At 73.8% G+C, this 26,131-nt stretch carries 23 protein-coding genes; 7 read left to right on the forward strand and 16 right to left on the reverse strand.

From position 1 onward, the window contains the following. Positions 1 to 2 precede the first annotated feature (2 nt). Positions 3 to 977: a prolyl aminopeptidase gene (pip, locus tag D0D15_RS19700; protein WP_094004215.1), complete on the forward strand. Its 975-nt coding sequence runs from the start codon at positions 3 to 5 to the stop codon at positions 975 to 977. Here pip and D0D15_RS19705 read toward each other — a convergent pair. Together D0D15_RS19705 and D0D15_RS19710 are read right to left on the reverse strand one after the other, a co-directional pair. Next, positions 958 to 1,944, reverse strand: a complete 987-nt coding sequence (locus tag D0D15_RS19705) for an LLM class F420-dependent oxidoreductase (RefSeq protein ID WP_094004214.1) — start codon at positions 1,942 to 1,944, stop codon at positions 958 to 960. The two genes, pip and D0D15_RS19705, sit on opposite strands and share 20 nt — an antisense overlap. Positions 1,945 to 2,387: 443 nt before the next feature. Next, the gene (locus tag D0D15_RS19710; RefSeq protein ID WP_094004213.1) at positions 2,388 to 2,798 is read right to left on the reverse strand and encodes a MerR family transcriptional regulator; all 411 of its coding nucleotides are present in this window, start codon (positions 2,796 to 2,798) and stop codon (positions 2,388 to 2,390) included. A gap of 52 nt (positions 2,799 to 2,850) precedes the next feature. On the opposite strand from D0D15_RS19710, the gene D0D15_RS19715 reads away from it, so the two are divergent. After that, complete coding sequence (locus tag D0D15_RS19715; protein ID WP_094004212.1) at positions 2,851 to 3,774, forward strand: SDR family NAD(P)-dependent oxidoreductase; 924 nt, start codon at positions 2,851 to 2,853, stop codon at positions 3,772 to 3,774. Here D0D15_RS19715 and D0D15_RS36000 read toward each other — a convergent pair. From D0D15_RS36000 to D0D15_RS19735, 5 genes are all read right to left on the reverse strand, one after another. Then, a complete protein-coding gene (locus D0D15_RS36000; RefSeq protein WP_094004211.1) occupies positions 3,761 to 4,000 on the reverse strand; it encodes a hypothetical protein in 240 nt (79 codons plus the stop codon). The genes D0D15_RS19715 and D0D15_RS36000 overlap by 14 nt on opposite strands. Then, positions 3,982 to 4,605 (reverse strand): HD domain-containing protein, encoded by a 624-nt coding sequence (locus D0D15_RS19720; protein ID WP_115944642.1) that lies wholly within the window; start codon positions 4,603 to 4,605, stop codon positions 3,982 to 3,984. The genes D0D15_RS36000 and D0D15_RS19720 overlap by 19 nt, the downstream gene beginning before the upstream one ends. A gap of 7 nt (positions 4,606 to 4,612) precedes the next feature. Then, entirely contained in the window at positions 4,613 to 6,010 is a 1,398-nt protein-coding gene (locus tag D0D15_RS19725; protein WP_094004209.1) for an FAD-binding oxidoreductase, read from the reverse strand. A 69-nt stretch (positions 6,011 to 6,079) separates the two neighbouring features. Further along, positions 6,080 to 9,055: an ATP-binding protein gene (locus D0D15_RS19730; RefSeq protein ID WP_094004208.1), complete on the reverse strand. Its 2,976-nt coding sequence runs from the start codon at positions 9,053 to 9,055 to the stop codon at positions 6,080 to 6,082. A 46-nt stretch (positions 9,056 to 9,101) separates the two neighbouring features. Next, a complete protein-coding gene (locus D0D15_RS19735) occupies positions 9,102 to 10,490 on the reverse strand; it encodes an aminotransferase-like domain-containing protein (RefSeq protein WP_115944643.1) in 1,389 nt (462 codons plus the stop codon). Positions 10,491 to 10,527: 37 nt separating this feature from the next. Between D0D15_RS19735 and D0D15_RS19740 the strand changes: the two genes are divergently transcribed. After that, positions 10,528 to 11,409 (forward strand): DMT family transporter, encoded by an 882-nt coding sequence (locus D0D15_RS19740; RefSeq protein WP_094004206.1) that lies wholly within the window; start codon positions 10,528 to 10,530, stop codon positions 11,407 to 11,409. Here the strand turns inward: D0D15_RS19740 and ligD are convergent. The 4 genes from ligD to D0D15_RS19760 form a co-directional block, all read right to left on the reverse strand. Beyond that, the gene (gene ligD, locus D0D15_RS19745; RefSeq protein ID WP_198958153.1) at positions 11,396 to 12,352 is read right to left on the reverse strand and encodes a non-homologous end-joining DNA ligase; all 957 of its coding nucleotides are present in this window, start codon (positions 12,350 to 12,352) and stop codon (positions 11,396 to 11,398) included. The two genes, D0D15_RS19740 and ligD, sit on opposite strands and share 14 nt — an antisense overlap. Positions 12,353 to 12,393: 41 nt before the next feature. Continuing rightward, a complete protein-coding gene (locus D0D15_RS19750; protein WP_115944644.1) occupies positions 12,394 to 15,255 on the reverse strand; it encodes a helix-turn-helix transcriptional regulator in 2,862 nt (953 codons plus the stop codon). 23 nt (positions 15,256 to 15,278) lie between these two features. After that, positions 15,279 to 16,271, reverse strand: coding sequence for an NAD(+)/NADH kinase (locus D0D15_RS19755; protein ID WP_094004204.1), 993 nt, complete (start codon positions 16,269 to 16,271; stop codon positions 15,279 to 15,281). 66 nt (positions 16,272 to 16,337) lie between these two features. Further along, entirely contained in the window at positions 16,338 to 16,715 is a 378-nt protein-coding gene (locus D0D15_RS19760) for a hypothetical protein (RefSeq protein ID WP_094004203.1), read from the reverse strand. Positions 16,716 to 16,888: 173 nt separating this feature from the next. Between D0D15_RS19760 and D0D15_RS19765 the strand changes: the two genes are divergently transcribed. After that, positions 16,889 to 18,424: an alkaline phosphatase D family protein gene (locus tag D0D15_RS19765; RefSeq protein ID WP_094004202.1), complete on the forward strand. Its 1,536-nt coding sequence runs from the start codon at positions 16,889 to 16,891 to the stop codon at positions 18,422 to 18,424. Between the two features lie 10 nt (positions 18,425 to 18,434). On the opposite strand, the gene D0D15_RS19770 is transcribed toward D0D15_RS19765, so the two are convergent. The 3 genes from D0D15_RS19770 to D0D15_RS19780 form a co-directional block, all read right to left on the reverse strand. Next, entirely contained in the window at positions 18,435 to 19,625 is a 1,191-nt protein-coding gene (locus D0D15_RS19770) for an RNA polymerase sigma factor (RefSeq protein ID WP_115944645.1), read from the reverse strand. Next, positions 19,622 to 19,975, reverse strand: coding sequence for a YciI family protein (locus D0D15_RS19775; protein WP_094004200.1), 354 nt, complete (start codon positions 19,973 to 19,975; stop codon positions 19,622 to 19,624). The genes D0D15_RS19770 and D0D15_RS19775 overlap by 4 nt, the downstream gene beginning before the upstream one ends. Before the next feature lie 204 nt (positions 19,976 to 20,179). Next, positions 20,180 to 21,181, reverse strand: a complete 1,002-nt coding sequence (locus D0D15_RS19780) for an Lrp/AsnC family transcriptional regulator (protein ID WP_094004199.1) — start codon at positions 21,179 to 21,181, stop codon at positions 20,180 to 20,182. 111 nt (positions 21,182 to 21,292) lie between these two features. On the opposite strand from D0D15_RS19780, the gene D0D15_RS19785 reads away from it, so the two are divergent. After that, complete coding sequence (locus D0D15_RS19785; protein WP_115944646.1) at positions 21,293 to 22,624, forward strand: MFS transporter; 1,332 nt, start codon at positions 21,293 to 21,295, stop codon at positions 22,622 to 22,624. Then, positions 22,621 to 23,985 carry a CHASE3 domain-containing protein gene (locus D0D15_RS19790; protein WP_233157122.1) on the forward strand — a complete coding sequence of 455 codons (1,365 nt, stop codon included), beginning with the start codon at positions 22,621 to 22,623 and terminating at the stop codon, positions 23,983 to 23,985. Before D0D15_RS19785 ends, D0D15_RS19790 begins: the two co-directional genes overlap by 4 nt. Here the strand turns inward: D0D15_RS19790 and def are convergent. After that, positions 23,957 to 24,574, reverse strand: coding sequence for a peptide deformylase (gene def, locus D0D15_RS19795; protein ID WP_094004197.1), 618 nt, complete (start codon positions 24,572 to 24,574; stop codon positions 23,957 to 23,959). The genes D0D15_RS19790 and def overlap by 29 nt on opposite strands. Positions 24,575 to 24,647: 73 nt before the next feature. Here def and D0D15_RS19800 point away from each other — a divergent pair, with 73 nt between their 5' ends. Continuing rightward, a complete protein-coding gene (locus D0D15_RS19800; protein WP_094004262.1) occupies positions 24,648 to 25,064 on the forward strand; it encodes a CBS domain-containing protein in 417 nt (138 codons plus the stop codon). Between the two features lie 591 nt (positions 25,065 to 25,655). On the opposite strand, the gene D0D15_RS19805 is transcribed toward D0D15_RS19800, so the two are convergent. Next, complete coding sequence (locus D0D15_RS19805) at positions 25,656 to 25,871, reverse strand: dodecin (protein WP_094004196.1); 216 nt, start codon at positions 25,869 to 25,871, stop codon at positions 25,656 to 25,658. Between the last annotated feature and the right edge of the window lie 260 nt (positions 25,872 to 26,131).

Raw genomic sequence — 26,131 nt, forward strand, 5'->3', positions numbered from 1 at the left:
TCATGACCCAGCTCCACCCCGTCGCCGAACCCCACACCGAAGGCATGCTGGACGTCGGCGACGGCAACCGAATCCACTGGGCCGAGTGCGGCAACCCGGCCGGCAAGCCCGCCGTGTTCGTCCACGGCGGCCCCGGCTCCGGCGGCTGGACCAGCTCACGCGGCTTCTTCGACCCCGAGCGCTACCGGATCATCCTGTTCGACCAGCGCAACTGCGGCCGCAGCACCCCGCACGCGAGCGATCCGGCGACCGACCTGACCCACAACACGACCGAGCACCTGATCGCGGACATGGAACGGCTGCGCGAGCACCTGGACGTCGAGCAGTGGCTGCTCTTCGGCGGCTCGTGGGGTTCGACGCTGCAACTCGCCTACGCCGAGCGGCACCCGGAGCGGGTCAGCGAGATCGTGATCGCCGGGGTCACCACCACCCGCCGGCGCGAGATCGACTGGCTGTACAACGGGGTGGGCCGGTTCTTCCCGGCGGAGCTGGAGCGGTTCCGGGCCGGCGCCGGCGACGTCGAGGGCGACACCTTCGACATCCTTGCCGCCTACGCGCGCCTGCTGGCGGATCCGGATCCCGAGGTGCGGAACAAGGCCGCGCGGGACTGGAGCACGTGGGAGGACGCCGCGGTCTCGCTGGAACCCAACGGCGTGCCCAACTCCTACAGCGACCGGCCGTCCCGCGACCTGCTCGCGATGACCCGGATCTGCGCGCACTACTTCTCCAACGCCGCCTGGCTGGAGGAGGGCGTGCTGATCCGCGAGGCCCACCGGCTCGAGGGGATCCCCGGCAAGCTCATCCACGGCCGGTTCGACATCAGCAGCCCGGTGGAGACCGCGTGGGAGCTGACCCGGGTGTGGCCGGACGCCGAACTGATCGTGATCGACGACTCCGGCCACACCGGCAGCGACGCGATGCGTGCGGCGTGGCGCGCCGCACTGGACGAGTTCGCGGTCAGGCCAGCTCGGGGATGACCTTGTTCGTGAACAGCTCCACCGACGCGCGGTCGTAGGCGATGTCGGCGAAGTAGGTGATCGCGTAGGTCATGCCCAGGCCGCGCAGCTCGGTGAGCCGCTCGGCGATCTGCTCGGGGGTGCCGACCAGCGGACCGTTCGCGAACGAGTTCACGGTGCTCTCGAGCAGGTCGGCGGACAGGTGCGGCTCGAAGTGCGCGCGGATCCACGCGAGGCGGTCGGCCACGTCCTTCTCGGTCTCGCCGATGACGACGTGGTAGTTGGCCGAGCGGACGATGGCGTCGAAGTCGGTGCCCACGTCAGCGCAGTGCGCGGCGAGGACCTCGGACTTGTGCTTGAAGTCCTCGGCGCCCCCGGCGAAGTTGGTGTACTGGGCGTACCGGGCGGCGATCCGCAGCGTCTTCTTCTCGCCACCGCCGGCGATCCACAGCGGGATCCCGCCGTCCTGCAGCGGCAGCGGGTACGACAGGGCGCCGTCGACCTGGTAGTACTTGCCGTCCAGGGTCGCCGTGCCCTCGGCCCACAGCTGCCGCATGATCTGCACGCCCTCGTCGAGCATGCCGAGCCGCTGACCGGCGGGCGGGAAGCCGTAGCCGTAGGCCCGCCACTCGTGCTCGTACCAGCCGGCGCCGATGCCCATCTCGACGCGGCCGCCCGAGATGACGTCGGTGGTCGCCGCGACCTTGGCCAGGTAGGCCGGGTTGCGGTAGCTCATGCAGGTGCACATCTGGCCCAGCCGGACGCGGCTCGTGGTCGCGCCGAGCGCCGCCATCAGCGACCACGCCTCGTGCGTGGCCTCGGCCAGCGGGGCCGGGACGGTGTGGAAGTGGTCGTACACCCACACCGACTCGTACGGCCCGTTCTCGGCGTAGCGGGCGATGTCGAGCATGGTCTCCCACTGGCGGGCGGGCTCGATACCGGTCAGGTCCAGCCGCCAGCCTTGGGGAACGAAGAGTCCGAAGCGCATGCGGCCAGCGTAGCCGGGGTGCGGGTGACCACCTGCGGACGCCTGCGTGTCCTGTTTGGACGTTTTGACGGCTTCCTCAGCGGCTGATGCGGCCCGGCATCGGCTGAGGCTTGCTCGGCGGCGGCTGCGGGCTCGGTGGCCGGCGCTGCCACGGCCGTGAACTGGTCTTGCGCACCTGACCCCCCGGGACGGTCTCGACGACATTCGCTGGCGAAGACTAACCACACCCCGGGTGTGACTCACGCAGTGCACCCTCGTTCTGCGACGAGAGTTACCGGAGAGACTGGTGTTACCGCTGGTGTGATCCTTTTTGCATGGTTCGCGCCGGTCCGGAAGATCACGGCAGGCGCCCGGTCCGGGCGTCGAGGACGTCCGATTTCGTCACATCGGCCTGAGCGGGGTCAGGCCATGGGCCCGTCACCGACGGAGCGGGCACGACCGGGTCAATCCACAGTGGACCCGGCCGGCTCCCACAGGCCCGCGGCGCGGCCGGCCGCCACGTGCTCGGCGTACACCGTCACCTTGTGCCGGATCACCGCGAGGCTCTCCCGCAGCTCCGCGATCCGCTCCCGCACCCGCTCCTCGTGCTCCCGCAGCAGCGCCAGCCGCTCGGGTTCGTTGCCCGGGCCCTGCCGCACCAGGGCCGCGAACCGGCGGATCGCCTCGAGCGGCATGCCCGACGCGCGAAACCGCGTGCAGTACTCCAGCCACTCGACGTCCGCCTCGCGGTAGACGCGGCGGCCGCTCGCGTCGCGGGAGACCGGGCTCGCCAGCAGGCCCTCCCGCTCGTACAGCCGCAGCGTGTGCACACTCAGCCCGGTGCGCCGCGCGACCTCGCCGATGCTCAAGTCCACCGGCCCAGCGTAACTTGACCTAGACGCCGGTCGAGCTCCTAGCGTCGCGGCCATGATCCAGAAACCCCTCGGCACCGGCTTCGGTGCCCGCACCACCGCCGACGAGGTCCTCGCCGGGGTGGACCTCACCGGCAAGCTCGCCATCGTCACCGGCGGCTACTCCGGCATCGGCCTGGCCACCACCCGCGCGCTCACCCGCGCGGGCGCCCACGTCGTCGTTCCCGCCCGCCGCCCGGCGGCCGCGCGCGAAGCGGCCGAAGTGGACGAACTCGATCTCGCCGACCTCGGCAGCGTCCACCGGTTCGCGGAGAGGTTCCTCGCCTCCGGCCGCGCCATCGACATCCTCATCGCCGGCGCCGGCATCATGGCCGCCCCGGAAACCCGCGTCGGGCCGGGCTGGGAGTCGCACTTCGCGGTCAACCACCTCGGCCACTTCGCGCTGGTCAACCTCCTCTGGCCGGCCATCGCCCCGGGCGCGCGCGTGGTGGTGGTGTCCTCGGCCGGGCACCAGCTGTCCGGAATCCGGTGGGACGACGTCCACTTCGACGGCGGCTACGACCGCTGGCTCGCCTACGCCCAGTCGAAAACGGCCAACGCGCTCTTCGCGCGGCAGCTGGACGTCCTCGGCCGCGAGCGCGCCCGCGCGTTCTCCCTGCACCCCGGCGCGATCCTCACGCCACTGCAGCGGCACCTCGACACCGCGGACATGGTGGCCGCCGGCTGGATCGACGAGCACGGCAACCCCGCCGACCCCAGCTTCAAGACCCCGGAGCAGGGCGCGGCCACCCAGGTCTGGGCCGCCACCTCACCCCAGCTCGACGGCCTCGGCGGCCTCTACTGCGAGGACTGCGACATCGCCGAACCCACCGAAAGCACGGAGATGATCGCGGGCGTGCGCGACTACGCCGTGGACCCCGCCCAGGCCGAGCGGCTCTGGGCACTGTCCGCGGAGCTGACCGGCGTCACGGCGTTCTGAGCGACGCCAGCTCCCGCGCGAGGTTCACCTTGGCCGCGGCCTCCCACCGCGCCCGCGCGGCCGCCGTGGCGTACAGCGGCTCCCGCGCCGGGTTCGCCCCGACCGCCGCCTCCCACCACGACCGCGCGGGGGCCGCCGTGACGTACAACGGGCCCCGCGCCAGCACGGCCGAGCGGCTCTGGGCACTGTCCGCGGAGCTGACCGGCGTCACGGCGTTCTGAGCCACGCCAGCTCCCGCGCGAGGTTCACCTTGGCCGCGGCTTCCCACCGCGCCCGCGCGGCGGCCGTGGCGTACAGCGGCTCCCGCGCCAGCAGGTCCGCGAGCACGGCCGACCGCCCGGCGCGCCACAACTCGGTCGAGATCGGGGCGTACTCGGCGCGCACCGCGGTGCGGTAGCGGTCGTAGGTGGCTTCGCCGGCGGCGAGGATCGCCAGGTCGGCGTCGAGCAGCGCCTGCGCGGTCAGGTCGCCGTCCGGAGCCGCGTGCGTCAGCGTGGCCAGCACCAGCTCCTCGACCCGCGACACGTGGCCGGCGGACACCCCGGCCCGGCGCAGCCACGAGACCGCCCACTCGGCGCTGCGCCGTTCGTCCTCACCGGGCCGCCCGTCGTACACGACGTCGTGTGCGGCGGCGGCCAGGGTGAGCACCGCGCGCTCCTCCGGCGGCAACCGCAGCTCCGCCGCGAGCGCCGCCGAATCCCGCAGCACCGCGAGCACGTGCGCCGTGTCGTGGTAGCGGCGATGCGGCTCCGCGTACCGGGCGGCCAGGTCCGCCGCCACATCGCCGTCGCCACCGAGCGCCCGTACCGCGCTCACCCACTCCGTCCGCACGTACCCATCATCGCGCGGGACGGATGTTCTGGTTGACGTGGAAGACGTTCTCCGGGTCGTACTGGGCCTTGATCCGCGCCAGCCGGTCGTAGTTGCCGCGGTAGGACGCCCGCACGCGCTCCTGGCCCTCGTCGTCCATCATGAAGTTGACGTACGCCCCGCCGGCCGACGTCGGGTGCAGATCGGACCAGTAGTCCTTGGCCCAGCGGGTCATCTCGGCCACGTCCGACGGCTCCGGCGACACCCCGACGATCACCCCGGCCCACCCGCCGTCGCGGTAGCCGAACGCCGTCGATTCGGCCCGGACGCGCGCCGCGGCGCCGTCGATCGGGTACAGGTGCATCGTGGAGAACGGCGTCGGCAGCATCTGCCCGTACCGGACGTGCACGTCGATCGCCTCGTCGGTGATCTCCGAGAAGAAATCCGCCTTCCAGTACCACCGCAGCCCGGGCGGGTACAGCGCGTCGAAGGCGGTCTGCAGGACGTTGTGCGGCATCTCCTGCAGGCCCACCACCAGCGGCGAACCGTGGGTCTTCACCGGCTCCAGCACCTCGTCCGCGCGGTCGTGCGACCCGGTGTAGCACCAGACGATGCCGCACGCCTTGCGTCCCCACAGCTCCTCCGGGAACGGCGGCGCCGGCGGGATGGTCAGCAGCCCGAGCCAGCCGGACAGCTCCTCCGGCAGCGACGGCAGCAGCTCGCGGTACCAGCGCATCACGTCCGCGGTGTCGGCCAGGTCGTAGAGCACCGGCCCGCCGATGATGACGCCGCGCTCGCCGATGTCGTGCGCGCGGAACGTGAACGACGTGACCACGCCGAAGTTCCCGCCACCGCCGCGCAGCGCCCAGAACAGGTCCGGGTGGGAGGTCTCGTTCGCGGTCACGAGCGTGCCGTCGGCCAGCACCACGTCGGCCGAGAGCAGGTTGTCCACGGTGAGCCCGAACTTCCGGGACAGGTATCCGACCCCACCGCCGAGCGTCAGCCCCGCGACCCCGGTCGAGCCGAGGAACCCGCACGGCACGGCCATGCCGAACGGGACCGTGGCGTGGTCGACGTCGGCCCACGTGCACCCCGCGTCGGCGCGGACGGTGTGGTGCTCGGGGTCGACGGTGGTGCTGTGCAGCAACGCGAAGTCGATCACCAGGGCGTCGTCGGCGACGCCGAGGCCGCCCGCGTTGTGGCCCCCGCCGCGGACGGCGATCGTGATGTCGTGCGCCCGCGCGAACTTCACGCACGCGACTACGTCCGCGGTGTCGCGAACCCGGACGACCGCGGCGGGCCTGCGGTCGATCAGGCCGTTGTAGACGGCGCGCGCGGCGTCGTAGTTGGGGTCCTGGGGCAGCACGAGGTCTCCGCGCAGGGCGGCGGCGAGTTCGGAGAACGGCGCGGTGGCGATGGTGGTCATGGCTCCTCCTCGGGTGGGTCGCCACGACGCTAGGGACCGGGCGTTCGCGCAGCGTTCGCCCGCGCGGGCTCACGCCCGGACGCCGAGGTCGTGCTCGCACCGCCGCACCAGCGCGAGACTGCCCTGCGCCTCGGCGAGCCGCACCGCCGAGCGCAGCCGGGAGATCGCGGTGGCCGGGTCGTCGAGGGCGGCGCGCTTGCGCATCACCTCGGGCATCCACCACACGTCGTCGCGGGCCTGCCCGGCGACGATCGCGGCGTCCAGGGTCGCGCGGCCGGCGTCCGGCGCGGACAGGTCGGCCAGTAGCGCGAGCCAGTACGGCATCCGCGCGAACGAGCCCTCCGCGCGCAGGTTGTCGATGCCGCGCCGCGCGACGCCGGGCCGCCCGGCCCGCCAGCCGCCCAGCACCAGGCCCCATTCCCGGTAGTAGGCGAACCCGTATCGGTCGCACAGCTCGCCCAGCTCGCGCACGGTGTCGCCGAGCCGGTCCACCTCACCGCACATCTGGTAGGTGATCCCGGCGTAGGCCAGCGCGACGGCGAGGCTGTACGGGTGCTCGGTGGACCGGGCGAGGTCGACGGCGTCCTGGCAGGCGGCCAGCGCCTCGCCGGTGTGGCCGAGCAGCCAGTGCGGGTGCGCGGCCCACGCGGTGGCGTGCACGTCCGGGCGGGTGCCCACGGTCAGCGACGGGGCCTCCCGGGTCAGTTTCACGGCGAGGTCGAAGTGCCGCAGCGCCTCGGCGGGCCGCCCGAGGCTCGTCGCGGACCCGCCGAACGCGAAGTGCGCCGATCCACGCAGCTCGGAGTCCGGGTCGACGAGGTTCAGCACGGTCGTGGCGACCTGGTAGGCGTCGGCGGTGCGGCCCTGCACGAAGCGCGACGCCCAGAGCCCGACCATCGCGGTGAGCATCGAATCCCGCCGCCCCAGCCGCTTGGCGAGGGCGACCGTGCGTTCCAGGGCCTGCTGCAACTGCGGGGAGGCGTACCCGTGGCGGGCGTTCAGCGGTGCCGCCATCGTCTCCAGGATCGCCAGCTCCTGACGGGCGGACTCGGCGCTGTCCGGGTGCGCGCGCACGATGTCCAGGGCCTGCTGGTGCAGCCGGATCGCCTCGGCGTGGGCGAAGGTGCTGGAGGCGAAGGCCGCGGCGCGCCGGTAGAAACCGACCGCGCGGTCCGGCCGCCCGCCTCGCGCGTACTGCTCGGCGAGGCGGCCGGAGACCGGGTCGGTGTCGCCGGCGTGCAGCAGTTCCAGCGCCTGCGCGACGCGCTGGTGCAGCAGCCACCGGTTGGGCGGGCTGACCAGGTGGTAGGCGGTGTCGCGGAGCAGGTCGTGGCTGAAGTCGTAGCCGCCGCCGATCTCGTGGATGATGCGGCGCCGCCACAGCTCGTCGACGGCCTGGACGACGGTGTCCGGTTCCAGGTCGCTGGCCTCGGTGAGCAGCGCGAGCGTGAAGTCGCGGCCGACCGCGGCGGCGAGCCCGGCGATCTTGCGCGCGGCGGGGCCGGCCTGCTCGATGCGGTTGCGCAGCACGTCGGTGAGATCGCTGCCGGGCAGTGCCTTGCCGCGGACGGCTTCGACGACGTAGAGCGGGAACCCGCCGGTGGTGGCCTGCAGCAGCGCGCGGTCGGCCGGGGTGAGCGGCTGCCCGGAGATCAGTTCGGCCAGCCGGGCGGACTCGGTGACGTCGAGCGGGTTCAGGGGCAGCTCGGTGAGCAGGCCGGTGGCGCGCATGCGGGTGGTCCACTCGCCCAGTTGCGGCCACTCGCCGTCGGTGCGCAGGGTCGCGGCGACGAGGACCGGCGCGTCCGTGGTGAGACCGAGGCAGAACACCAGGAACGCCAGGGTTTCCTGATCGCACCACTGCAGGTTGTCCAGCACCAGCAGCGTCGGGCGGCCGGCGCCGGTGAGCGCCCGCGCGAGCCCTTCGAAGAACCGGTGCCGCTGCCAGGCGTCGACCATCGCGCGGGGGCCGGTGTCCGGCTCGCTCCGGGACCGGCCGGCGGGCACGAGCCGGTCCACCTCGGCGCGCCACACCGGTTCCAGGTTCGCGGTCGCGGCCCGCACCGCCGGCGTGCGCAGCCAGTCCGCGACCGGCGCCAGCGGCAGCCGCCCGGGCGTGCCGAAGCACTGCGAGGTGGCCACGATCGCGCCGTGCGCGCGGGCCGCGGCGGCGAGTTCGGCGACCAGGCGGCTCTTGCCGACCCCGGCGCCGCCGCTCACCAGCACCAGTCCGGGGCGCCCGGCCGCCGCGGTCTGCCAGACGCGCGACAGGACGGCCATCTCCCTGCCGCGCCCGACGAGCCCCGTGGTGCCGGGGCGCGGGCCCGCGGCGGGGCGGTCGAGCAGGCGCCGCAGCGCGCGGCGAGTCGCCTCGTCCGGGACGACGCCGAGTTCGCGTTCCAGAGTGGACGCGCACTGGTGGTAGGTGCTGACGGCGCTGGCCCGGTCACCCATCGCGGCCTGCAGGTCCATCAACGCGCGGTAACCGTGTTCCTCCAGCGGCCGCAGCTGGATGCGGCGGCGGGCGGCTTCGGCGGCGCCGGGCAGGTCCCCGCGGCTCTTCCGCGCCTCGCACAGCAGATCGCACAGCCGCACGCAGGAGGATTCGAGTTCGGCGCGCGGCTGGATGACCCACTCGTCGGTGGTTCCGGGCAGGAATTCACCGTGGTAGAGCGCGATCGCGGCCGGGGCGTGGTCGAGGACGGCGTGGCCGGACTGGATCGCCGCGCAGGTGAGCTGGAAGTCGCGCACGTCCACGCGGACGGTCGCGCTGTCCCGCCAGCACAGGTCCTTCGGCGTCACCACCAGGCAGTCCTCGCCGAGGGTGTGACGCAGGTGGTGCAGTTCGCGGCGGAGGTTCGTCAGGGCCTGCGGTTCGGACGAGTCGGGCCAGAACAGCTCGGCGATGCGCTGCCGCGGCTGCGGCACGCCCGCGTGCACGACGAGGAACGCGACGAGCGCGACGGTGCGTGGCGAACGTGTCACCACCGAGCCGTCCGCTTCGTCGAGGATCGCCTGCTCTCCCAAGAGGGAGACCCGCAGCATCCAGACAGCCTAGACCGCGGCGGGGACCGGATCGACGACGAAATCCCTAAACCCCTTGCCGGGCCAGTGCGTTGCCGAGAATCCGCGCCCCCTCGGGAAAAGCGCCGGGGTTCGGGCCGGAGTAGTTGAGCCGCAGGTACACCCCGGGCGGCTCCGCGGGGAACCACTCGCTGCCCGGGTTCACCACCACCCCGGCCGCCTCGCAGTCGCGGGCCAGGCGCGGTGCGTCGGTGGCGTCGGGCAGCCGCACCCACAGGTTCAGCCCGCCCTGCGGCACGCCGTCCAGGCGCGCCGCAGGGACGTGTTCCCGCAGCGCCTCGACGAGCAGGTCGCGGCGCGCGGCCAGCTGGCGGCGCAGGCCCCGCAGATGCGTACGCCATCCGGGCTGCGTGACGACGTCGAGCGCGACCGCCTGCAGCAGCCCGCTCACGTACATCGACTCGCCCTGCGCGCTGGCCAGGATGCGTTCCCGGGCGGCGCCCCGCGCGACGATCCCGGCCACCCGCACCGCCGGGGACACGCTCTTCGTCAGCGAGCGCAGGTACACCACGTGCCCGCGGTCGTCGCGAGTGGCGAGCGGGACCACCTCCGCCGAGATCCCGAAGTCGTGCGCCCAGTCGTCCTCGATCAGGAACGCGCCGTGCTCGCGGACGACGCCGAGGACCCGGTCCCCCAGCTCCGGCGACCACCGGGCCCCGGTCGGGTTGGCGAAGTTCGGTTGCGCGTAGAACGCCCGCGCCCCGGTCCGGCGGAACGCGCAGTCCAGCTCGTCCGGATCCGGGCCGTGCGGCCCGCTGGGCACCGGCACCACCCGCACCCCGGCCTTCGCGGCGGCGAGGATCGCGCCCCAGTACGTCGGCGATTCCAGCACCAGCGGCGCCCCCGCCCCGACCAGCCCCCGGAACGCCGCGCTGAGCCCGCTCTGGCTCCCGGGGAACACGACCACGTCGCCCGGCGCCGCGCAGCCCAGCTCGGCGGCGAACCACGCCTGCAGCTCCGGCAACCCGGCGACCGGCGGCCGGCTGACCGCGGAACCGCCCCGGGCGGCACGGGTGAACGCGGCCCGCACCAGCCGTTCGGGCAGCAGCTCGCGGTCCGGGTAGCCCGAGTGCAGCGCGATCGCGTCGTTGGGCACCGAGCGCAACGCGGTCGACATCCGCGGCAGGCGGTGCGGCGGCGACCCGAGCGCCGCGGTCTGCCACCCGTAGTCGTTCGCGCGCGGCACCCGCACCGCCCGCACGAACGTCCCCACGCCGGGCCGGCTCTCCACCAGCCCGTGCGCGGTGAGCGTCCGCAACGCCTTCTGGACGGTCACCGGGCTCGCCGCGTACTCGGCGACCAGCGTCCGCGTGGACGGCAGCCGCGCACCCGGCTCGGCGGACGCGATCCACTCGCGGAGCCCGGCGACGATGCGGGAGCTGCTATCGTCAGACATGAGGCAGGATAGTAGCGCTACTCTCGCTGACCGCCCGGTGCTATCCCCCGCGCGGGCCGGTCTCGGCTGGGGTCTGCTCGGGGTCACGGCGTTCTCGTTCACCGTCCCGTTCACCCGGGTCGCCGTCGGCGCCATGTCGCCGCTGTTCATCGGCTGCGGCCGGGCCGTCGTCGCCGCCCTGCTCGCCGCCGGCGCGCTCGCGGTCACCCGGCAACGCCTGCCGCGGGGCGTGCAGTGGTTCCGCCTCGCGATCGTCGCCGCGGGCGTGGTCGTCGGGTTCCCCGTGCTGACCTCGTTCGCGCTGACCACCGCCTCGGCCAGCCACAGCGCCGTGGTGATCGCGCTGCTGCCCGCCGCGACCGCGGTGATCGCCGTGCTGCGCGGGCGGGAACGGCCACCGGTCCGGTTCTGGGTCACGGCGGCGGTCGGCGCCGTCGCCGCGGTCGGGTTCGCGTCCCTGCAGGGCGGTTTCGGCCGCCTGCACTGGTCCGACCTGCTCCTGCTCGGGGCGGTGCTCGCGGCCGGGATCGGTTACGCGGAGGGCGGTCTGCTGGCCCGCGAACTCGGCGCGTGGCAGACGATCTCGTGGGCGCTGGTCGCGTCCGCGCCGGTGATGATCGCCCTGACCGGGTTCGCGATGTGGCAGCACCCGCCGTCCGGCACCGCCGTGGACTGGGCCGCGTTCGCCTACCTCGGCGTGGTGAGCATGTTCCTCGGCTTCTTCGCGTGGTACCGGGGACTCGCGATCGGCCCGATGGCGCGGGTGAGCCAGATCCAGCTGGTCCAGCCGGTCCTGACCATCTGCTGGGCGGTGCTGTTCCTGCGGGAGGCGATCACCTGGCCCACCGCGCTCGGCGGCCTCGCGGTGATCGCGTGCGCCGGTCTCGCCGTGCGCACCAGGATGGTCAGGCGAGCGTGACCTCTTCCGGCCGCCGGTCCGGCCGCAGCCCCCGCCACGACGGCGCCCGCAACCGCCCGTCCGAGGTCCACTGCCGGAACTCCACCTCGCCCACCAGTTCCGGCTCCACCCAGTGCGCGTTGCGGGCGTACTCGCGGGGAACCGGGCTGTCGAACGGGCTGGTGCGGCGCGCGAGCGGGCGCAGGCGGGCCTGCAGATCGTCGAGCATGCGGTCGGTGAAGCCGGTGCCGACGTGCCCGGCGAAGCGCAGCCCGGTCTCGTCGTGCAACCCGAGCAGCAGCGCGCCGAACGTGCCCGACCGCCGCCCCTCGCCGGTGGTCCAGCCCGCGATCACCACCTCCTGCGTGCGGGTCAGCGGCGTCTTCACCCAGTCCGGCGACCGGACGCCGGGCTGGTAGGCCGACCCGAGCCGCTTCGACACCAGCCCCTCCAGGCCGACCTCGCGGGCGGCGCGCAACAGCTCCGCACCCTCCACATCGGACGCCAGGAAATGCCGCCGCACCCGCACCTGCGGCCGGTCGATGCCCAGGCCCAGCAACCGGTCCCGGCGTTCCTCGTACGGCAGGCCGGTGCAGTCCCGCGTGCCTTCGCGGAGCAGGTCGAACGCGAAGAACACGACCGGCACCGAGGACAGCCGCGCGGGTGTCGGCGCGGACAGGTTCATCCGCTGTTGCAGGCGCCCGAAATCCGGCCTGCCGTCCTCGTCCAGCGCGACCACCTCGCCGTCGATCAGCAGCGTGCGGGTGTCCCGGCCGAGCACGGCCAGCTCCGGGTAGGTGGCGGTGACGTCACGCAGCCGCCGCGAGTAGAGCCGGACCTGTCCGCCGGACACCGCGGCCTGGCACCGCACCCCGTCGTACTTCCACTCGAACGCCCAGCCCTCGCTGTCCCGCACGGGTCCGGGAACGGCCAGCATGGGGGCGACGGGCTCGGGCAGCGGCATGTCCCCGATGCTGCGCCGGATCGGGTGCCGCCGCCAGTCGGTCACCCGAGCAGGCCACGCCGGTGCGCCAGGGACACCGCCTCGGCGCGGCTGCCCGCTCCCAGCTTCGCCATGACCCGCGACAGGTGCACGCTCGCGGTCTTCTCGCTGATGAACAACCGCTCGCCGACCTGGCGGTTGGTCAGCCCGTCCGCGACCAGTTCCAGCACAGCCCGTTCCCGCGGGGTCAGCACGTCGGTGGCGGGCGCGGCGGTCAGCCTGCCGCGCCGGGCCAGGTCCGCCACCGCCGACTCCAACGGCCGCGCACCCAGCTCGCCCGCGGCGTCCCGCACCAGCCGGACCTGCTCGGCCGCCGCGTCCCGCTCGCCGTGGGCCAGCAGCGCCGCGGCCCACCGCCATCGGGCGAGCAGCTGCCAGTACGGCAGGGGCGCGGCCTCCTCGACCGCGACCGCCCACGCGGCTGGCGCGTCCGCGCCGCGCAGGCGGTTCAGTTCCGCGGCGAGCCGCGCGGTCGGCGCGCGCGTGTCCGGGCTGCGTTCCTCCAGCCGGACCTGCATCGGCGACACCAGTTCGCCGCAGGCGGCCAGCTCCTCGCCCTGGCCGACCTGATCGCCCGTGTCCGCGCCGCGGCGCCGGGCCTGCTCGGCGAGGTCGGCCAGCGCGGACACGCCGGTGACGACCGCCCACCGCATGTCGGCCAGGCTGGAGCGGGTGAGCGTGCTCAGCCGGTCGGTCACGGTGCGGATCTCCGCCACGGCGGTCGCCGGATCGCCCCGCCACTGCGCGGCTTCGGCCAGCGCGATCCCGAGCAGCACACCGGCCCGGGCGTCGTCGCGCTGGCCGGCCAGCCGCGCGCCGAGGTCCTCGACCTCGGCGAACCGCCCCTGCGCGACGAGGATCGGCGCGGAGTACGCCCCGATCCGGGCCCGCGCGAACCGCGGCGCGCCCGGCACCTCCGCGCGGTCCAGCGCGGTGTCCCAGTCGCCGAGCACGTACAGGTCGAACAGCTCGGCGGTGCGCCCGTCGACGCCGACGTCGCTCCAGCCGAGCCCGGTCCGCTCCGCGCGCTGCCACACCCGCGCCGCCATCCGCGCCGCCCCGCGCAGATCCCCGCTCACCAGCAGGTTGCAGGTGACGTTGTGCAGCGCCCGCAGCTCGACCCGGACCGCACCGATCTCGGCGGCCCGCTCCGCGGCGGCCAGGCCCAGACGCGTGGACAGCTCGATGTTGCCCTGCCAGTCCTCGAACGCGGCGAGCGTGACCATCCCGTCGGCCTCGACCTCCGGCGCCCCGGCCGCCCGCGCGTCGGCGATGGCCTGCTGGACGTGACCACGCAGCTCGTCGACGTCCACGTCCGGCACGCCCCACACCCAGGCGCGGGCCCGCAGCGCGAGCACCCGCGCGCGCACGACGCTGGCCGGGCGGTCGCGCACCAGCTCCCACGCCTCGGCGACGGCCTTGGACACCTCGCCGCGGTGCACGTCGAACGGGATCAACGCGATCGCCAGCTGGTGCCGGGTGTCGGCGGCCAGCTCGGGATCGTCCCGCAGGTCCGCCTCGGCCACCGCGGACCGGGCGTAGGTGACGGCCCGCTCCACCTCACCGGCCGCGGACGCCATCGCGGCCGCCGACCGCAGCAGCGCCAGCTGGTCCCGTCCGCAGATCCGCTCCGGCCCGTCCACCGCCTCCCACAGCTGCATCGCCTGTTCGAGGTGGTGCAGCGCGTCGCCCGGCGCGTCCATCCCGGCCGCCTGGTCCGCGGCGCGCACGGACGCGGCGAGCGCGGTCGGCAGGTCGTGGCTGCGGAAGCTGTGGTGCGCCAGCGCGGCCGCGGTGCCGTTCTCCCCGGCCAGGCGGGCGAACGCGGCGTGCAGGCGCACCCGTTCCCCGGGCAGCAGGTCGTCGTAGACCGCTTCGCGCAGCAGCGCGTGCCGGAACGCGTACCCGTCCTCCGCGGCGACGAGGACGTTGTGCAGCACGGCCTCGCGCAACGCGCTCTCCAGCGTGTCCTCGTCCAGGCCGCACACCGTGCGCAGGCTGGCGTGCGCGACGAGCTGCGCCGCGCCGGAGACCGCGCGGACCACGCGCTGCGCCTCCGGGCTGAGCCGTTCGACGCGGGCCAGCAGCAGTTCGGCCAGCCCGTCCGGCAGGGTCGCGCCGCGGCGCACGGCGGCGGTCAGCTCCTCGCAGAAGAACGGGTTGCCCTCGGAGCGTTCGGCGACGGTGTGCACGGTGGTGTCCGGCAACGCGCCCTCGGCGAGCGCGGACACGAAGGCGACCGTGTCGACGGCGCCGAGCGGGGCCAGTTCGATCCGGGCCACCGCGGGCAGCCGGGACACCTCGGCCAGCAGCGGGCGCAGCGGGTGACGGCGGTGCAGGTCGTCGGTGCGGTAGGTAGCCACCACCAGCAGCCGCTGGGTGTCCAGCCGGGACAGCAGGAACAACACGAGGTCGCGGGTGGAGGCGTCGGCCCAGTGCAGGTCCTCCAGCGCGAGCAGCACCGGGCCGCGCGCGGCGAGGTCCACCAGCACCGCGTGCACCGCGTCGAACAGCCGCAGCCGCTCCATGGTCTGGTCGGCCCGCTCCGGCGGGGTCAGGCCGGGCAGCAGGCGGCCGAGCACGGGCCACCGCTTCGCGGCTTCCCGCTGCGCGCCCAGCGCCTCGGCGAAGGGCAGGTACGGCAACCCGGCCTCGCCGACGTCGAGACACCGGCCGGACAACACCGTCACCCCGTCGGCGCCGGCGACCAGTTCGCCGAGCAGGCGGGACTTGCCGACCCCGGCGTCACCGGCCAGCAGGACCGCACCCGCCCGCCCCTCGCGGGCGCGGCGCAGCGCGGCACGCAGGGTGTCCAGCTCGGGTTCGCGGCCGATCAGCGGAATCCCGGTGGCGAGGCGAGGCACGCCTCATGATCCCACGGGCACTCTCAGCGCGCGGGCCGTTCGTCGGCGAGGGCGGCGACCGAATCGGCCAGCCCGAACCGGTCGCGCACCCGGCACAGGAAGTCCGGTTCGTCGAGGCGGACCAGTCGCGCCCGTCGGCTCGCCGCCTGCACGGTGATCCAGTCGCCCGGCTCCAGCACGCCCCGCAGCTGCCCGTCGACGCTCACCGCGGCCTCCCCGGAATGCTCCAGCACCCGGATGCCGACCCGCTGGTGCGGCGCCAGCACCACACTGCGGTTGAAGACCATGTGCGGCGCGACCGGGGTGAACACCAGCGCGTCCAGGCCGGGCGAGACGATCGGGCCGCCCGCGGAGAAGCTGTAGGCGGTGGACCCGGTCGAGGACGCCACGACGAACGCGTCGGTGGAGTAGACGGCGAACTGCCGCCCGTCGACGTAGACCGCGAGGCTCGCCTGCCGGTCGCGGGCCAGTTTCTCCACCACGATGTCGTTGAGTCCCAGCACGTCGAGCTGGATGCCGTCGCCGTCGGACGGGGCCCGGCGGGTGGTCGGCGGCGGCAGCGCCGGGCCGCGCCCGTAGCGCAGCATGGGCTCGATGACCTTCGGGATGCTCAGCGGCCGGGACGCGCACATGGTCAGCGTCATCCGCGAGTCCTCCTGGAAGGCGCCGTCGTTCACCGCGTCCAGCGCGGCCACCACGTCGTCGGTGGCGACCTCGGTGAGGAACCCGACGCGGCCCACGTTCACACCGAGCACCAGCGACTCGACCGGCGCGGCGACCCGCACCCCGCGCAGGAAGGTGCCGTCCCCGCCGACGGTCACGATCAGGTCCGGGTTGCCCGCCCGCTCGGCCTCTTCCTTCGCGTGCCGCCGGTGGCCGTCGAAGTCGTCCCACACGTCGATGTCGGTGCACGGGATGCCACGGGCGGCCGCCCAGGCGCGGACCTCACCGGCGGTGCGCCGCGCGGCCTCCTTGCCGCCGTGCACGACCAGCCCGATCCGGGAAACGGAAGCCATGTCCCTCCTCGCGACCGGAGGCACTCGGAATCCGGCCTCCTCGGTACCCAAGCTAGTCCCGGCGCGTCAGGACGCGAGCGGCTCGGCGCCTTCGGGCACCGCCACGAGCGCCGGTTTGGGCAGTTCGGCGCAGCTCACCCGCAGTTCGGCCGGCCGCGGGGTCGCCCAGGTGCCCAGCATCAGGAAGGTGACGGACTCGCCAGGGCCGAGGTCGAGCGCGTCGGGCAGCCGCCGGGTGAGGGTGCGGTCGTAGCGGTCGCCGAAGTCGACCCGGACGCCGGTCGCGAGGACGGGGCCGGTGTTGGTGAGGCGGTACCACTGCTGCGGCTGGGCGTCGAGGCGGAACGCGGGCACCGGGCCGGCACCGCGCCGCGGCCGGGCCGACCGGCGGCCGAACCAGAACGCCGTCGCCACGGCCACGACCAGCACGGCCACCTCGATCATCAATCGCACAACGCAGTGATCGTCCGTTCGGGGCACCGCGCTACCCGCGGTGATCGAACCGTGATGTGACATCGCCGATCATCAACGTCCCGTCCACCACGCATTCGGGCAGCGGTCACCCGGCCTGCTTAGCGTGTGCGCGCCTTCTCCCCGAACCCCCGAAAAGGTGACGCATGTCCGACCTCTCCCCCACGCGCCGTCAAGTCCTGATCGCCGGTGGCGCCGCGCTCGGCGCGGCCGCCTTCGCCGGCTGGGGCACCGCCTCCGCCAGCCCCGTCCGCGACCCGTTCACCCTCGGCGTCGCCTCGGGCGACCCGCTGCCCGACGGCGTGGTGCTGTGGACCCGGCTCGCGCCCGAGCCGCTGGCCGCGGACGGCCTCGGCGGGATGCCGTCGAAGGTCGTGCCCGTGCAGTGGCAGGTGGCCGCGGACGAGCGGTTCCGGCACGTGGTGCGCGCGGGCGCCGAGATCGCTCGGCCGGAGTCCGCGCACACCGTGCACGCCGAGGTGTCCGGCCTGCGGCCCGGCGCCGAGTACTTCTACCGCTTCCGCGTGGGCAACCAGATCAGCCCGGTCGGCCGCACCAAGACGGCACCACGGCCGGGCGCGCGGCTGGACAAGTTCTCCTTCGCGTTCGCCAGCTGCCAGAACTACCCGGACGGCTTCTACACCGCGCACGCCCACCTGGCGCAGGAGGACCTGGACCTGGTGGCGTTCCTCGGCGACTACATCTACGAGGGCAACGGCCAGGGCAGCATCGGCCGCGGCCACACCCCGGTGGCGGAGACGTTCACCCTGGCCGACTACCGCGTCCGGCTGGCCCAGTACAAGGGCGACGCGGACCTGCAGGCCGCGCACGCCGCGTTCCCGTGGGCGGTCGTGTTCGACGACCACGAGGTGGAGAACAACTGGGCCGGCGACATCTCCCAGCCGGACACCGAGCCCGACCAGGACCCGGCCGTGTTCCGGCAGCGGCGGGCGCAGGCGTTCCAGGCGTACTGGGAGCACATGCCGCTGCGCCGCGCCCAGCACCCGACCGGGCCGGACATCCGCATCTTCCGCCGTCTCACCTTCGGCGACCTGGTGGACGTGCACCTGCTGGACACCCGCCAGTACCGCGACGACCAGGTCGCCGGCGACGCGCGGCTGGACCCGTCGCGCACGATCCTGGGCGCACAGCAGAAGGAGTGGCTGCTGCGCAACCTGTCCGGCCCGACCGCGCGGTGGAACGTGCTGGCGCAGCAGGTGTTCTTCTCCCAGCGCGACTTCACCTCCGGCACGGCGGACTCGTTCAGCGACGACGCCTGGGACAACTACTACGTCGAACGGAACCTGGTGCGCTCGCGGCTGGCCCAGGCGAGCAACCCGGTGGTCATCACCGGGGACGTGCACGCGAACTACGTGGCCGACGTGAAGGCCGACTTCGAGGACCCGGCGTCGCCGACGGTGGCGACCGAGCTGGTGGGCACGTCGATCACCTCGGGCGGGGACGGGACCGACCAGAACCCCGGTGACCGCGTGCAGCTGGCGGAGAACCCGCACATCAAGTTCATCAACCGCAAGCGGGGCTACGTGCGCAACACGATCACGCGGGAGTCGTGGACCGCCGACTACCGGATCGTGGACTACGTGACCCGGCCGGGCTCGCCCGTCCGGACGCGGGCCAGCTTCGCCATCGAAGCCGGCCGCGCGGGGGCGCAGCAGGGCTGATCCGGGGTCCTCACCCGCCGGTCTCGCGCAGCCGGCGGGTGAGGAACTCCCGCTCGGCCGCGTTCTCCGTCCGCCGCAGGGCTTCCTCGTAGGCGCGCGCCGCTTCCTCCCGCCGGTCCAGCCGGCGCAGCAGATCCGCGCGGATCGCGTGGCACAGGTAGTACTCCGCCAGGTCGAGCTCCTCGACGAGGGCCAGCCCGGCCGCGGGACCGTCGACCTCGGCCACCGCGACCGCCCGGTGCAGCGCGGCCACCGGGGACGGTGCGACCACCAGCAGCTGGTCGTACAGCGCGACGACCTGCCGCCAGTCGGTGTCCGCGGCGGTCGGCGCGTCGCTGTGCACGGCGTTGATCGCGGCCTGGATCTGGTACGGCCCGGGCTGCCCGTGGCGCAGGCACCGCCGCACCAGCTGCTGCCCCTCGGCGATCAGCGCCCGGTCCCACCGGCTCCGGTCCTGGTCGGCCAGCAGCACCAGCTCGCCGCCCGGCCCGGTGCGGGCGGCGCGGCGCGACTCGGTAAGCAGCATCAACGCGAGCAGCCCCAGCACCTCGGGCTCGTCCGGCATCAGCCCGGCGAGCACCCGCGCCAGCCGGATCGCCTCCGCGCACAGGCCCTCGCGCCGGGCGGTGTAGCCCTCGTTGAACACCAGGTACAGCACCGCGAGCACGGCCCGCAGACGGTCCGGCAGGTCCACCTCGTCCGGCACCCGGTACGGGATGCGCGCGGCGCGGATCTTGCCCTTCGCGCGCACGATCCGCTGCGCCATCGTCTTCTCCGGCACCAGGAACGCGCGCGCGATCTCAGCCGTCGTCAGGCCACCCAGCAACCGCAGGGTGAGCGCGACCCGCGCGGCCGGGGCGAGCGCCGGGTGGCAGCACGTGAAGATCAGCCGCAGCCGTTCGTCGGGCACGGCACCCTCCTCCACCGGCTCGTCGCGCGCGTGCAGCAGGGCCGCGTGGGCCTGCCGGTCGTCGCGGGTGGCCTCGCGCCGCAACCGGTCGATGGCGCGGTTGCGGGCGGTGGTGATGATCCAGCCCGCCGGGCTGGGCGGCACGCCCTCCTCCGGCCAGCGCTGGACCGCGGTGGTGAACGCGTCCTGGACCGCTTCTTCGGCGATGTCGATGTCGCCGAAAACGCGGACCAGGACGGCCACCGCGCGCCCGTACTCCGCGCGGAAGACGCGGGCGATCTCGCCGGTCAACCGCAGGACCCGTCGACCAGCGGCCGGACCTCGATGGGCAGTGTGGTCGCCGCCGTGAGCTTGCGGCCCCACTCCAGCGCCTCGTCCAGGTCGGCGGCCTGGATGACGGTGAACCCGCCGACGTGCTCCTTGCCCTCCAGGTACGGCCCGTCGGTGACGAGCACGTCGTCGCCCTGGGCGCGCACGACGGTCGCGGTGGACGGCGGGTGCAGGCCGGCGTTGAACACCCAGGCGCCCGCGGCCCGCAGCTCCTCCTGGAACGCCGCCACGTCCTCCATGATCGGCTCCAGGATCTCCGGCGCGGGCGGCTCGCCGTCGGGCTGGTAGATCGTGAGCAGGTAGTGCGTCATGGTCCCTCCTCGGGGTCGGTGTCACCCTCTACACGAACGGCGTCCCGGCGGATCGACACCCGGCCGAAAACACTTTGACGCACACCCGGTCCGGGGACGACAGTGGAGCGCACCGAAACTCCACGCGACGCCCGCCCGTTCCGGCGCGCCCGGCTCCACACCGCGCGCCCGGCCCGGTCGCCGAGGCGCGCGTGCGCGGGCCCGCTATCGAACGGGCCGCCCCCGGCCGGCGCGGACCGAAGCCGTGCCGGCCGGGGTGACCACCGGCGCCACCGCCTTCAGGGTCCGCAGGATCGGCGCGGTTTCCAGGTGCGTGATGGCGGGCAGCGCGAGCCGGGTCGTCAGGTAGCGGTGCAGCGCGGCGGTGTCCGCGCACAACGCGTTCGCCAGCAGGTTGGTCCGCCCGGTCGTGGCGGCGACGACGGCCAGTTCCGCGTGCCCGGCCAGTTCCGTCGCGACCGCGTCCAGGTGCGCCGGCGGCACGGACATCCACAGCAACGCCGAAGCCGTGATGCCGAGCAGCGCGTCGTCGATCTCGACGTCGAAGAACAACGCGCCGCGCGCGCGGAGGTCCTCGACCCGCCGCGCCACGGTCGATGCGGACCAGCCGGTCGCCGACGCCAGATCGGTGTAGCCGGCGCGGCCGTCCTGCGCGAGCGCAGCCAGCAGCGTCCAGTCCGCCTCCCCGAGTTCGGCCGGCTCGCCCGACGGCGCCGGGCGAGCCAGTTCCCGTTGCTGCGCGGGCGTCAGCGCGTCCAGGTGACCACGCCACGCGGTGGGCCCGCCGAGGTAGGTGTGCAGCAGGTAGTGGGCCGAGACCGACGTGACGCTCGCGGCGCGCGGGATGTCGCGCAGCAGCAGGGAGTTCCCCGCGCCCGGTTCGGCCCGGACGATCGCGACGATCTCCGTCCCGCCCGAGGTGAGCCGCACCCACGCCGTGTCGGTCCGCCGCGCGAGGGCGTGCGCGATGTCGTGCGCCGTGCTGGGCGCCGCGGTGAGGCGGACGATCCACTGCTGCCGGCGCGTCCCGGCGGCGTCCGGGAGGCCGGTCACGCGCAGCCCGGCTTCGCGCGCCAGCCGCTGGTGGCGCCGCACCACGGTCTGCGTCGACGTGCCCAGCACGGCGGCGATCTTCGTGAACGGCGCCCGCGCGTCGAGGTGGAGGGCGTGGAGCAGCCCGCGGTCGAGGTCGTCCAGCGCGGTCATATGCCGCACTGTAGCCCTTGCTGCGGAAGAATCCGGCAGATCTGGCCGAGCGAATGGAATTGCGATCGGTGGCCTTCCACCCTGTCGGCGACCGATCCGAAGGGAAGTTCCATGCGTGACCGAGCGGCGGCCCTGACCGCCCTACTGACCGCCGAGGCGATGAACCTGCTGGACTCGACGATCGTCCAGGTCGCCGCGCCCGCCGTGCACCAGAGCCTGCCCGGGCCGGTGTCGGACATCCCGTGGTTCAGCGCCGCCTACACCCTGCCGTTCGCCGTGCTGCTGATCACCGGCGGGCGGCTGGGCGACCTGGCCGGGCGCCGCGGGGTGTTCCGCATCGGCGTGACCGCGTTCCTGCTCACCTCGCTGGCCTGCGCGCTCGCGCCGGCTTCGGCCGCGTTGATCGTGTTCCGCGCCGCGCAGGGCGCCGCGGCGGCCGTGATCATCCCGCAGACCATCGGGCTGATCCGCGCGATGTTCACCGGTGCCGCGCTGTCCCGGGCGCTCGGCGCGATCGGCCCAGTGATGGGACTCGCGGCCGTGTGCGGGCCGGTGCTCGGCGGCGTGCTGACCGAGGCGTGGTCCTGGCGCTCGGCGTTCCTGGTGAACGTGCCGCTGTCCGCGCTCGTCCTGCTGCTGGCCCGGAACCTGCCCGAGGACCGCGCCCCGGGACGCCCGCGCCTCGACCTGCCGGGCACGGCACTCGCGATCGCCGGCACCGGGCTGCTGGTCTACCCGCTGGCCGAGATGTCCACTCCGGACTACCCGCTCCTGGCGGGCGGTGTCGCCGTGCTCGTCTTCTTCGTCCTGCACCAGCGTCGCACCCGGACGCCGCTGGTCGAGCCGTCGCTGTTCGCCGGCCGCCGGTTCCCCGCCGCGCTCGTCACGTCCGCGTTGTTCTTCACCGCGACCTCCGGTCTGACCCTGGTCGTGGTCCTGCACGAGCAACTCGACGCCGGGGCGGGCGTGCGGGCCGCCGGGCTGACGCTCGTGCCGTGGTCCGCCGGGCTCGGCGTGGCGTCCTGGATCGCGGGCTCGATCCTGGTGCCCCGCTTCGGAAACCGCGTGATGCCGGCCGGGATCGCCGTGCTGGTCGCGGGTCTGGTCACCGCGTGCGTGGTGACCGATCACGGCGTGTTCCTCGGCGCGCTCGGGGTCATCGGGATCGGCGCCGGCTTGTTCAGCCCGGCGTTCTTCACCGCGGCGCTGCACGCGGTGCGCCCGGCGGAAGTCGGCTCCGCCGCCGGGCTGCTCAACGCGGTGCAGCAACTCGGCGCCACAGTGGGCGTCGCGCTGCTCGGCGGCGTGTTCTTCGGCGGCGGAACCGTGGCGGCGTACCGGATCGCGATCGTTGTGATGATCGGCGCCGCCGGTGGTTCCGCGCTGATGGCGGGAAATCGGCGCTCTCGGTTTTCCCGGGACCGGGGTTATCGTGTTTCGTGACCATTCCGCGATTCCGGCCGCGGACGTTGCGGTGGCGGGTCTTCCTGCTCGTCGCCGGGTTGCTCGTGCTGCTCACGACCACCTCGATCGTCGCCACCGCGGCCCGGGTCCACGTGAGCGACGCGGGTTCACGCGTGCGGGACACCCTGCGCCCGGCGCAGGCCGCGGTGGCCGCGCTCGGCAAGGGTTACGTGGACATGGAAACCGGCGAACGCGGTTTTCTGCTGACGCGTGATCCGCAATTCCTGCAACCCTACGATTCGGGGCGCGCGGCGGTCAGCGAAGCGGAGAACCACATCGCGCGGCTGCTGGCGGACGACGCGGAAACGATCACCCTCCTCCGCGAAGCCCGCGCCGCGGGCACCGCCTGGCGCACGCAGTCGGCCGAGCCCGCGATCGCACTGGCCCGGCGGGACGGCACGCTCGCGGACAACCAGCCGGGCAAGGCGTTGTTCGACACCCTGCGTGCCCGGCTGGCCGCGCTGCAGAACCGCGTCGACCAGCTGATCGAGGCCGAACTGGCGTCCTCGCGCCGCGTGAACGCCACCGCGAACGTGACCACCGGGGTGTGCGTGGGGCTCGCCCTCGTGCTGGGCCTGGCGAGCGTGTTCATCCTGCGCCGGTCGCTCGTGGCGCCGCTGAACCGGCTCGTCGCGCAGGTGCGGGAGGTCTCCGGCGGCGATCTGCACCGCACGGTCGAGGCGGCCGGGCCGGACGAGCTGACCGGGCTGGGCGAAGCGGTCGAGGCGATGCGGGTGCGGATCCTGTCGGAGAGCGAACAGGTGGCGGCGGCCGCGAACCGGATCGCCCGGCTGGAGGAGACCGACCGGATCGCCCACACGCTCGGTGAGACCGCGATCCGCCGGCTCTACGGCATCACGCTGGACCTGCAGTCGGCGGCCGCCCGGTTCCCGCGGTCCGGGCCGGTGATGGCGACCGCGATCAGCGGCATCGACCGGACCATCGCGGCGCTGCGGACGTCGGTGTACGGCACGGCGGCGCCCACCCGGTCGTCCCTGCGCGCCCAGGTCAGCGAGGTGGTCGGGGAGCTGGAGACGACCCACGGCCGCGTGCCGGAGCTGGTGCTCACCGGCGATCTGGACGTGGCGCCGCCGGAGGAGGTCGTCGCCGAGGTGACCCAGGTGCTGCGCGCCCTCGTGCGCGCCGCCGCGGTGCCGGGCGGCGGCGCGGAGGAGGTCGAGCTGGTGCTGTCCGGTCAAGCGATCCGGCTGCGGGTGGCGTGCGTGGTGCCGGACTCGCGGGTGGCCGGGGTGGAGCGGGCGGTGGCGGAGGCGTCCGGGGACGCGGTCGTGCGCCGGGAGGCGGGCCGCGTCACGGTCGAGTGGCGGCGTCCGTGGTGACGACCGGGTAGGCCGGTTCGCTCATGTCCGCGAGGGCGGTTTCGCGGTCCTCGGGGGTGAGGTGGTCGAGGTAGAGGCGGCCGTTCAGGTGGTCGGTCTCGTGCTGGAAGCAGCGGGCGAGCAGGTCGCGGCCGGGCACGGCGACGGGGTTGCCGGCGAGGTCGAACCCGCGGACGGTGACCTGGGCGGCGCGCCGGACGACGGCCCGGGCGCCGGGCACGGACAGGCAGCCCTCGGGGTGGGCGCCGGTGTCGTCGCCGGTGATCTCGACGACCGGGTTGACGACGTGGCCGGCGTGCCACGGCTCGTCGTCGCCGCGCTGGTAGCTCTCCGGGCAGAGGTAGACGAACACGCGCAGCGGGACGCCGATCTGGTTGGCCGCGAGGCCCACGCCGCGGGCGGTGCGCATGCTGACGAACATGTCGGACACCAGCTGCGCCAGGTCGTCGCCGAATTCGGTGACGTCGGCGCCGGGGTGGTGCAGCACGGGGTTGCCGACGACGGTGATCGGGCGGGATTCGCCGCGCGCGTAGTGGTGGGCCAGGTCGCCGCCGGTGGCGACGTCGTAGTGGACCGCGATCTCGGACATGGGACGAGTAAACCAACCGCGGGCGGGTATGACGGCGAGTGCCCAGTTCGACGTGGACCGGAGGCAGGCGAAGATGACCAAGGCTCGCGATATCATGACGCCCGATCCCGAGTGCGTGCGTACCAGCGACACCGTGCTGGACGCCGCGAAGCGGATGGCGGAGCTGCAGGTGGGGGCGATGCCCATCTGTGGTGAGGACAACCGGTTGAAGGGCATGCTGACCGACCGGGACATCGTGGTGAAGGTGCTGGCGGAGGGCAAGGACCCGCGCGCGGTGAACGCCGGTGAGCTGGCGCAGGGAGAGGCCGTCACGATCGGCGCGGACGACAGCGCGGAGGAAATCCTGCGCACGATGTCGCAGCACCAGGTGCGCCGGCTCCCGGTGATCGACGGCCACGACCTGGTGGGGATCGTGGCGCAGGCGGACGTGGCCCGCTCACTGGACGAACCCCAGATAGGCGACCTGCTGCAGGCCCTGTCGGCGGACTGACGTCCGCGCGGCCGGGGACTGCTTCGGGGCGGGGGCTGCTCGAGTCGTCGGGCGGCCCCCGCCCAGGCGCGGCGTCTGCCGCTGCGGGCGCGGCCGACCGCGCCCGCAGCGGCACTCCCAGCCATGCGGCCCAGCAGCACACTCCCAGCCACGCGGCCTCGCAGGCCACCACGCGCCACCACCACTCCCAGGCACGCGGCTCCGCGCACGTCGCAACCGCCACGCGCCACGACCCGTTGCGGCCACGCGGCCCAGTAGCGCGCCGCACCCCACGCACACCCCCGCACAGCCTCCCCCGGGCCGGGCGCGCCCGGCCGAGGCACCGCAAGCGAAACTCCCGCCGCGAGCACCATTTCCCGTCAGCGGCAACGGATCATCGACCCCGCCGAACCGGCCCCAAGCGCCAGAACCCCTTGCTCCAGTCGGGTGATTCAACGCATTCGACCCGATAGGGTGGCGATTTCCCAGCCGCTGCGGGATTTTGTCGGTCCCCGAACCTAACCTGGTGCCATGAACTCCAACGCCCTCACCGCAGCCCGGTTCGGTCTCAAGTGGACATTCCTGCGGCGTGCCCTGCACACCGTGGCCCGGTCAGTCCGCGTCCTCCAGCCGGAACCCGACCTTCAGCCCGACCTGGAAGTGCCCGATAGCGCCGTTCTCGATGTGGCCGCGGATCTCGGTCACCTCGAACCAGTCCAGTCCCCGCAACGTCCGCGCCGCACGCTCGATCCCCCCACGGATGGCGGCGTCCAGACTCTCACTCGACGAGCCGACGATCTCGGTGACGCGATAGGTGTGCCCAGCCATGACAGGCCTCCTTGCCCTAGGCGAATACCGGCCCCGGAATTGTCACCCGCCACGCGCGGCCCCGCATCCGCGCGCGATCTCACCGCGCGCGGCTCCCACGAGCCCATCCCCCCACCTGAAGTGGCGCCACACAACCACTCACCCGCCAGCCCGCGAGACGCCCCGAAACCACCCTCCCCCCCTTTCTCCTTTACACACCTCCGAACCCACGAGACTAGGCCTGATCTCGTATTCCTTCTTCTTCTTGACAAAAAAACATA

The organism is Amycolatopsis thermalba (assembly GCF_003385215.1).
Taxonomy (GTDB): domain Bacteria; phylum Actinomycetota; class Actinomycetes; order Mycobacteriales; family Pseudonocardiaceae; genus Amycolatopsis_E; species Amycolatopsis_E thermalba.